The organism is Methanocrinis sp. (assembly GCF_049974945.1).
Taxonomy (GTDB): Archaea; Halobacteriota; Methanosarcinia; order Methanotrichales; family Methanotrichaceae; genus Methanocrinis.
In genome coordinates, this window is record NZ_JBNGCU010000004.1 from 20,439 (window position 1) to 27,506 (window position 7,068).

The window sequence follows — 7,068 nt, forward strand, 5'->3', positions numbered from 1 at the left end:
CTACGAGGATGTTCAAGGCAGTGATAAGCGCAGAAACCCTGCGGGATGCTGTGGAGGCGGTTTCGTCTCTTGTCGACGAGGTGAAGTTCACCCTGTCAGAGAACGGCGTTGAGCTGAAGGCTGTGGACCCCGCCAATGTGGCCATGGTCTCCTTCCGGCTGAACTCCGAGGCCTTCGAGTACTTCAAGGCGACCGCCGGGGAGATCGGCGTCGACCTGGTGAGGCTCAGCGACGTTCTGAGCATGGCCGACCGGGGCGAGAACGTCACCCTCGAGCTGGACGAGGAGAACCACAAGCTGAAGATAGGGGTGAACTCCCTCTCCTACACCCTCAGCCTCATCGACCCCAGCGCCATAAGAAAAGAGCCCCGGGTGCCGGAGCTGGACCTCCCCGCCCACGTGATCCTTCCGGGGGCCCACCTTCGAAAGGCGGTCCGGGCCGCAGAGAAGGTCTCTGACCATGTCGTCCTCGGCGTCGCCGACGACCCTGAGGACCAGTTCTACATGGAGGCCAAGGGGGACATCGACTCCCTGCGACTGAAGATGCCGGGGACGGAGCTGTTGGGGCTCAAGCCCGGGAAGGCGCGGTCCCTCTTCTCGTTGGACTACTTATCCGACATGAGCAAGGCGATCGGGAAGGCCCAGGAGGTGAAGCTCGAGCTCGGCGTAGACTATCCCCTGAGGATCAGCTTCAAGCTCGGCCAGGGCGTCGAGATAAACTACCTCCTAGCTCCTAGAATCGAGCAGGAATGAGCCTCGCCGACTACCCTTTCACCCGGGAGGCGGCATCGAGGGTCGAGGAGACGGGCTACTCCCTGGAGGGGCTCCTGGAAGATCCCAACCCGCAGCCTAGGCTCTCCCGCCTGGTGAGGAAGAGGGCCACGGACCGGGTGCTGGGCGCCGTCCGAGGCGAGATCCCCGATGGGCCGGCCCATCCCCTGGCGGAGCTTTTGTCCTACCCCCTGGCCAGGGTGATGGTCTCCTGCCTCGATGACGACCTCCTCGCCAGGAGGTACGCCCTTGCCGAGGCGAAGCTCGCAGGCAAAAAGATGCGCCGTGAAAGCCTTCAAGACCTTCTTCTGCTCGCCCGCGACCTCGACGTCCATCCCCAGACCGGCCAGAACGGTCTTCGAGTCCACTTCTCCGACTACCTGAAGGCCGCCGCGAGGATGAGAAGCCCTGGCTGGAAGCTGGTCAACCGCTCCCTGGAGAGGGGCTGGGTCACTCTCACCGACCGGGAGCTGGCCCGGCTTCTCGAGGAGAGGGCGAGGGACCGGATCGGGCGGGGCCTCCCCCTCTCCGTCCCCGCGGAGATATGCGAGAGGCTCCGGGAGGATCTCACCAGAATAGCGGAGGAGCTCTCGGCGAAGAGGGCCGAAGAGAAGGTCGACCTCGGCGAGGTGACCGAGGACGCCTTCCCCCCCTGCATCCGCGGTTTCCTCGCTCAGGTGGCCTCGGGCGCAAACCTCGCCCACTCAGCGCGGTTCGCCCTCACCACCTTCCTCCTCGCGGTGGGGATGGACGTCGACGAGGTCGTCGGCGTCTTCAACACCAGCCCCGACTTCGATGAGGAGAGGACCCGCTACCAGGTGGAGCATATCTCTGGAAAGGGTGGAACCCGCTACAAGCCCCCATCCTGCGCCACCATGGCCACCTACGGCAACTGCCCCGGAGAGGAGAGGCTCTGCCGGTGGGTGAACCACCCCTTAAGCTACTACGAGCGAAAGGTGAAGAGAGGTGGCGGAGGGTGAAAGGCCCTTTTGAGTATCGGCGGATGAGGCGAGGCGAGGTGGCGGAGGTCTGCAACCTCGCCCTCCGAGTCTTTCAAGAGTTTGTCGCACCCCAATTTTCCCCTGAGGGAGTCAGGCAATTCCGTAACCACACCGACCCCCATCTATTCCTGCTCCGGTCGCAGTCCAAGAACTTCATTTTGATCGCCGCAGATAAAGCCGCAGACAAAGGGGAGGTGGTGGGAATGATAGAGACCAGCTACGACGGCCACGTCAACCTCTTCTTCGTTGACGGCAGGTTCCAATGCCAGGGCATCGGCGGCGAGCTTTTGAAGAAAGCCCTTGAGATCTGTCGGATGAGAAATCCCGAGATGTCGACTGTAACCGTCAACTCGGCGCCGAGCGCCGTCGGGATCTACGAGAGGCTCGGTTTTCGGCTGGCCGGACCAGAAAGCTCTGTGGACCAGATCCGGTCCGTGCCGATGATCCTAGAGATCTCGGACGCCGACCGCCAACCGGCAAGGTGAAGCTCAGATTGCCGGGATGGAGGTCTTTCGGGCCTCGACCGCGACACAAAAATTTGGATGGGTTGACGATCCAAGACGGCCGCAAGAGACTTCAGTCTTCGGACCAGACCGGGAACTCTTCGGCGGGCACAACGATCTTCTCTTCGTTCCCGCCGGGAACCTCTTCCAGGCTGAGAGTCCACACAGAGTACAGCACCTGGGTATCACGAATCTCGGTCTCGAAGGAGAGGGAATCCTCGGTCCTGTAGTACTCGGGGTCGAGGAAAGTGCCCGATTCGCTCTTCCATCCGTTCCCAACGGTGAAGTAGAAGTCGTATACGCCGTCTTCGATGCCGGTGATCTCGAAGGACTCGCCCTCCCGGACGTAGACCATAAAGAGGGGCCTTTTATCCGCGCGGGTCAGAATGGCTACAGCGTCCCGCGTCGCGTCGTCCTCCTGGGGGTTGTTGTTCTCCACCACCAGAACGCCATAGCCGCTCCGTTCCGAGTCCTTGATGAAGGTTCCTGTCTCAGGTCTGGCATAGTCCTGGGCTGAGGTGGATATGGAGGCGGCGCAGATCAAGACTGCTAAGCAGAAGCAGGCCGAAAGTGAATACGGTTTTCGCATCTGACGATCCCTACCTGGAAAAATCGTTTCCAGGGCTTTGATCAGCGATTCTGATATTTATTTTTTCTCCAGTTAGTGGAGATCGCGCCCCCCCGAATATCCTCGGACTGCAGAGCCTCCACGAAGGCCCGGACGGCTTCCCTGTCCTTCTTTACTGGATCGGCTAAGAAGACTATCTCGTCTGTGGCCACCCTCCTCGATGCTAGGTTCGCCTCCTCTGCAGCCTCCCGAACTCCGAATCCCAGGTCCGCCCGGCCAGCCTTCACCGATGCTGCGATCGCCGAGTGAGATCGGGCCTGGCCGACGAACTCCACCGACGGGCAGCCCGCCTCCTCCAGAACCCTCCTCAATACCCGGCTCATCTCCGAGTCCCTGGTCCAGCTGAGGACCCTCAGATCCTCGATCCTCTCAAAGTCGAGAAGTTCGGGATCTTTTGCCATGATCACCAGATCCCGCCGATATCCGCCGACGGGTTCAAGCCCCCTCTCGTCCACGACGGGTTCCGATCCCTCCGACCGCGAGACGACGGCGACGTCGGCTACGCCGTCTTTCGCGGAGATGGCGCCCCGCCTGCTCCCGGTGGAGACGACCCTGACCTCGAAGGGAAGGGCCGCTGCCAAAAGTTCTAGCCTCGGGCAGTCCTCCCCCTCGAGGAGGAGAGGGGGTTCTGGAACGGAGCCGAAGAGCTGGACCTCCACCTCGTCGCCCTGGTCGAGATGTTCGACCCGGTCGGGGATCTCGACGACGCCGTCGGCCATGGCCAGGGTGGTGATGGAGCCGCTCCCCTTGTCGACGGGACGGACCCAGCCCCCCGCGATCGCCACCGTCAGCATCTGCCTCCTTCCTTCGGACCGCACCGGCTTGGCGAGCCGCCCTCGGACCTTCGGCGCCAGGTGCTCAGTCCCCACTGCCTTCCTGATGGCCGGCGCCGCCAGCTGGCCGAAGACGGTGAGGGCGCTGGTGGGGTATCCGGGAAGGCCGATGAAGGGCGTTCCTCCGATGGTCCCGAAGAGGGTCGGCTTTCCGGGCTTGAGGTTGATCCCGTGGAATGCGATCTCGCCCAGCTCTTCGACGACCCGATAGACCATGTCCCCGATCCCGGCGGAGGTGGAACCGCTGACGAGGACGAGGTCGGACTCTTCGGCCATGGCGAGGAGCCCCTCGGCCATGTAGTCGTGGTCGTCGGGGAGGATACCAAAGAAGATCGGCGAGCCGCCGCACTCCTCCACTGCCGCCGCGATCGAGCAGGAGTTTATGTCGTAGATCTGGCCTGGGGAGAGGTTCCTTCCGGGAGGGACGAGCTCGTCTCCCGATGAGGCGACGGCTACCCGGAGGAAGCGAACCCTCACCTCCTTTCGGCCCACCGCCGCCAAAAGGCCGATCTCTCGGGCCGAGAGCTTCCTTCCGGGAAGGAGGACCGTCTCGCCTAAGGCGACGTCACCCCCCGCCCGGTGGACGTTCTCGCCGACGTGGACCGCCCGCCTGATGAGGAGTGTCGAGCCCTCGACCTCGGTGTGCTCCACCATGACCACGGCGTCGGCTCCCTGGGGCATCATCGAGCCGGTGGAGACCCCAGCGGCCTCCCTCTCGCCTACCACCAGTTCCGGCCTCTTCCCCATGGGGACGGTGCCGATGAGATTGAAGGCGACGGGCCGGTCCTCCCTCGCCTCTAGCGTCTCTTTCGAGCGGAGGGCGTAGCCGTCCATCGCCGCCCGATCGAACCCCGGAACGTCGACGCCGGATACCACCCTCTCGTCCAGGACCCGGCCGAATCCCCTCTCCAGGGGGACGATCTCTTGCCCCGCCCTAGGAGCAGAGGCGAGGACGATCTTTTTGGCTTCGTCGAGGGAGAGGAGGGTGTGAAACTCCTTCTGCATGGCCATCTATCTTTTTGAGGCCGATATAAAATTTGGCAGGCTTCAAATTCTAGCCACCTTTCGCCTCAGAATATGGTCTGCCAGCACCAGGGCCACCATCGACTCCGCCACCGGGACGATCCGCGGGGGGATCGATGGGTCGTGCCTCCCTTTGATCTCGATCTCCGCCGCCTCGCCTGTCGAGAGATCCACCGTCCTTTGGGGGCGCGAGATGGAGGGGGTGGGCTTCACCGAGATTCGGCAGACGATCGGCTCCCCCGTCGATATCCCGCCTAGGATCCCGCCGGCTTTGTTCGTCTCGAAGATCGGTCCATCTGGTCCCGGAAGGATGGGGTCGTTCATCTCGCTTCCCCGCATCCGAGCCGCTTCGACCCCCGCCCCGATCTCCACCGCCTTCACCGCTCCGATCCCCATTAGGGCGGAGGCCAGGTCGGCGTCGAGCTTGTCGAAGACCGGCTCCCCCAGCCCGGCGGGGACGCCCGCGGCCACAATCTCGGCGACGCCGCCGAGGCTCTCGCCGGCCGACCGGGCCATTTCGAGAGCCAGCACCATCTCCTCTGCGGCACCCTGGTCGGGGCAGCGGACGGGATTCTTCTCGGCCTCGTCTCTGAGGCGGGATATGTCCACATCGTCGGGGATCTTCGCCCGAACGCCCCCCAGCTCGCGGACGTAGCCGGCGACCTCGATCCCGCTCTCGGCGAGGAGCTTCTTGGCCACGGCTCCGCCTGCGACCCGTCCGACGGTCTCCCTTCCTGAGGATCTCCCCCCGCCCCGGTGGTCCCGGAGGCCGTACCGGGCGACGTAGCTCAGATCGGCATGGCCCGGCCTTGGCCGGTCTCTCAAGGAGTCGTAGGCGCTCGATTTCGCGTCCCTGTTTCTGACCAGCATCGAGATCGGTGTTCCCGTAGTAAGCCCCTCAAAGAGGCCGCTCAGGATCTCGACCCTGTCCTCCTCTTTCCGAGAAGTGGAGACGGTGCTCTGACCAGGCCGCCTCCGGTCCAGCTCTCCTTGGACGTCATCCTCGGAGAGGGCGAGACCTGCGGGGCAGCCGTCGATGACGACCCCGACCCCCCGACCGTGGCTCTCGCCCCAGGTGCTGATCCTGAAGAGGGTACCGAAAGAGTTCCCTGCCATGATCGAAACCTTAAACCCAAACGGATATCACTTTTTTGTCTCGAAGGCTGTATCGAATATAGCTGACGAATGCACCTTCCAAAAGGCTTATACAATCCGGTTTTGATTGAACGGACGATAGAATGGGCTACCTTGAAGAGCTTCGAGAAAGAGGGAGGGATGCCAACCCCTTCTTCACCCTCATGGGGATCGAGGTCGTCACTTTCGGTGAGGGGAAGGCCGAGCTCTCCATGGAGGTGAGGGCCGATATGCTGAACGGGGCGGGATGGATGCAAGGGGGGATCTACACCGCCCTCGCCGACGAGGCGATGGCCCTCGCCCTCTTCACCGTTCTCGACGAGAAGGATCGGATCGCGACGATCTCTGAGACCACCTCCTTCTTTTTGGGGGTCTGGGAGGGGAGGATAGTCGCCGAAGGCAGGGTCACGAGGATCGGACGGCAGGTCGCCTTCGCCGAGGGTCGAGTGAGGGCGGAAGGGGCCGAGGTACTCTCCACGACCTCGGCATCATTTTCGATAATCGGGAGAAGGTTGTATAAAAATATTTGTGATAGTAGTCCCGTTTGAATTGAAAAATTATTTCTAGTAGATCGACATATCATGAAGTATGACTGGGGTGATCCTATGAGAACGAGTACCATATCAGCCGGACTGCTATTTTTTTGCGTTGTTGTTGCATGTATTTTCGGCGTTAGTAGCGCAAAACAATCTGGAATCAACGAGATAAATATATTTGGAAACAACAACATTGCATTGCAACCGATAGATCAGAATGCCTTTGGTCTCGGAATAACCCAGAAGGGATTCAACGATATGGACATATTCGGAAACAACAACATAGCAATGCAATCGATAAAACAGAACGCTGTCGGTCTCGGAATAACCCAGAAGGGATTCAATGATATGGACATATTCGGAAACAACAACATCGCAAGGCAATCGATAAAACAGAGCGCCGTCGGTCTCGGAATAACCCAGAAGGGATTCAACGACTTGAACATATTCGGAAGCAATAACTTGGTGAATCAGGGCCTCACTCAACGGGCAAAAGGCGTTGGAATCACTCAAACAGGCGGAAATAAAGCCAGTGTATTTGGAAATCGTAACCTGGTAAATCAAGGCGTAGTACAAAGTGCAAGTGGCAAGGGGTCAACACAATATGGGGGGAACACCGCGAATATATTTGGAAGCGGAA

Annotated in this window: 8 protein-coding genes; 5 read left to right on the plus strand and 3 right to left on the minus strand. The window is 61.1% G+C overall.

The window, feature by feature from the left end:
- Positions 1–8 precede the first annotated feature (8 nt).
- From ACP5EL_RS00970 to ACP5EL_RS00980, 3 genes are read left to right on the plus strand one after another with little or no spacing between them, the layout of a single operon-like run.
- Positions 9–752, plus strand: a complete 744-nt coding sequence (locus tag ACP5EL_RS00970; protein ID WP_428400565.1) for a DNA polymerase sliding clamp — start codon at positions 9–11, stop codon at positions 750–752.
- Positions 749–1,750 (plus strand): DNA primase regulatory subunit PriL, encoded by a 1,002-nt coding sequence (locus ACP5EL_RS00975; protein WP_428400566.1) that lies wholly within the window; start codon positions 749–751, stop codon positions 1,748–1,750. Before ACP5EL_RS00970 ends, ACP5EL_RS00975 begins: the two co-directional genes overlap by 4 nt.
- Complete coding sequence (locus ACP5EL_RS00980; protein WP_428400567.1) at positions 1,747–2,256, plus strand: GNAT family N-acetyltransferase; 510 nt, start codon at positions 1,747–1,749, stop codon at positions 2,254–2,256. Before ACP5EL_RS00975 ends, ACP5EL_RS00980 begins: the two co-directional genes overlap by 4 nt.
- Before the next feature lie 91 nt (positions 2,257–2,347).
- On the opposite strand, the gene ACP5EL_RS00985 is transcribed toward ACP5EL_RS00980, so the two are convergent.
- The 3 genes from ACP5EL_RS00985 to aroC are packed head-to-tail and all read right to left on the minus strand — an operon-like array spanning position 2,348 to position 5,874.
- Positions 2,348–2,863 (minus strand): hypothetical protein, encoded by a 516-nt coding sequence (locus ACP5EL_RS00985; protein WP_428400569.1) that lies wholly within the window; start codon positions 2,861–2,863, stop codon positions 2,348–2,350.
- Positions 2,864–2,904: 41 nt separating this feature from the next.
- The gene (locus ACP5EL_RS00990) at positions 2,905–4,740 is read right to left on the minus strand and encodes a molybdopterin biosynthesis protein (RefSeq protein ID WP_428400571.1); all 1,836 of its coding nucleotides are present in this window, start codon (positions 4,738–4,740) and stop codon (positions 2,905–2,907) included.
- Between the two features lie 42 nt (positions 4,741–4,782).
- Positions 4,783–5,874 carry a chorismate synthase gene (aroC, locus tag ACP5EL_RS00995; protein WP_428400573.1) on the minus strand — a complete coding sequence of 364 codons (1,092 nt, stop codon included), beginning with the start codon at positions 5,872–5,874 and terminating at the stop codon, positions 4,783–4,785.
- Positions 5,875–5,996: 122 nt separating this feature from the next.
- On the opposite strand from aroC, the gene ACP5EL_RS01000 reads away from it, so the two are divergent.
- Both ACP5EL_RS01000 and ACP5EL_RS01005 read left to right on the plus strand, forming a co-directional pair.
- Positions 5,997–6,440: a PaaI family thioesterase gene (locus ACP5EL_RS01000; RefSeq protein ID WP_428400575.1), complete on the plus strand. Its 444-nt coding sequence runs from the start codon at positions 5,997–5,999 to the stop codon at positions 6,438–6,440.
- 33 nt (positions 6,441–6,473) lie between these two features.
- The coding region (locus ACP5EL_RS01005) for a hypothetical protein (RefSeq protein WP_428400576.1) at positions 6,474–7,068 on the plus strand (595 nt) is incomplete at its 3' end.